Source organism: Bartonella sp. MR30HLJHH, from assembly GCF_042194195.1.
Taxonomy (GTDB): Bacteria; Pseudomonadota; Alphaproteobacteria; order Rhizobiales; family Rhizobiaceae; genus Bartonella; species Bartonella grahamii.
The window spans coordinates 1-1,140 of record NZ_JBHIMO010000077.1 but is presented as its reverse complement, the minus strand read 5'-3'; the positions used below and the strand labels follow the sequence as shown (position 1 = coordinate 1,140).

At 41.8% G+C, this 1,140-nt stretch carries 2 protein-coding genes; both read left to right on the top strand.

The window, feature by feature from the left end:
* On the top strand, nucleotides 1-192 hold a 192-nt coding region (locus tag ACFIKR_RS09350), incomplete at its 5' end, for a helix-turn-helix transcriptional regulator (protein ID WP_375659650.1).
* A gap of 137 nt (nucleotides 193-329) precedes the next feature.
* A complete protein-coding gene (locus ACFIKR_RS09345) occupies nucleotides 330-980 on the top strand; it encodes a hypothetical protein (RefSeq protein ID WP_375659649.1) in 651 nt (216 codons plus the stop codon).
* Nucleotides 981-1,140 lie beyond the last annotated feature (160 nt).

Sequence of the window (1,140 nt, the reverse complement as noted above, 5' to 3'; positions counted from 1 at the left end):
AATGATATTCTTTTGACAGACCGTGAAAGTGCAAAATTGCTTCATATGAGTGTCTCAACATTCCGCCGTCATGTAACTAATGGCTCTTTGCCAAAACCTTTAAAATTTGGTTTTTTATCGCGTTGGTTACAATCAGATCTTTTGAATGTCATCGAGCAAGCAAAACAGCAACGTCAAAGTGACGCGGCATAAAAAGAAAACCTTGTCACGTAAGGACGGACAAGGCTTTCTCAAGCTCATCACCCTAAAGAGTGCACAATCCGTCCTATGACACAACGTTATAGGATTTAAAATGATGTGTTCTTTTAAGAATGCGCACGGTATCACACGTGCTGTGCCGGGGGTTGGCATGGGCGTTATGGACCCGTTGCCCTGCTCATGATGATAGGCTACCTAGCTTATCCCTTGCCAATGGACATGATGGGCGTCTTTTACTCTATTGTTATGCTGGCTGCTCTTTTAGAGAGATCATACAAGCACTCATTACAATTGGCTTGCTTGGAAAACAAGCTTATGATCACGCCCCTTCTTTCTCCAAACAGTTTTGTGCTGATCTCAAACGAGCAAAAAAGAAAGCAGAGAGAGCAAAAGCAATTTGGCAACAAAGCCAACCAATCAAAAATACTTTAGCAGAAACCTATTTACGTATGCGGGGTATTACATGTGATTTGCCTCCCGATTTACGCTTTTACGACAAGTGTCCACACCCCTCTGGGGGTACACTGCCCGCGTTGGTGGCTCTTGTTAAGGGCGCTGGCTCTTTCGCCATTCATAGAACCTTTTTACAAGCCAATGGCTGCAAAACAGACCAAAAACCAGCAAAAGCCATGTTGGGATCTGTAACAGGTGGTGCTGTGCATTTAAGTCAAGCCAATCCCAAACATCTGGTCATTTGTGAGGGCATTGAAACCGGTCTGGCTCTGCTGTCTGGGTTGTTATCTGAGCCTGTGAATTTATGGGCGTCCCTTTCAACCCTATGAAAATGCAAAATAGATATAAGATATCTATTCTAACAGTAGCTATTGAAAAAATAGTAAAAATGTATTACATTAGAATTATATTGTAACACATTAAGTAGTCGTAAAATGGCTGAGACAACATTTACCTTTCGCGTCGATGATGTATTAAAAAATGAATTTT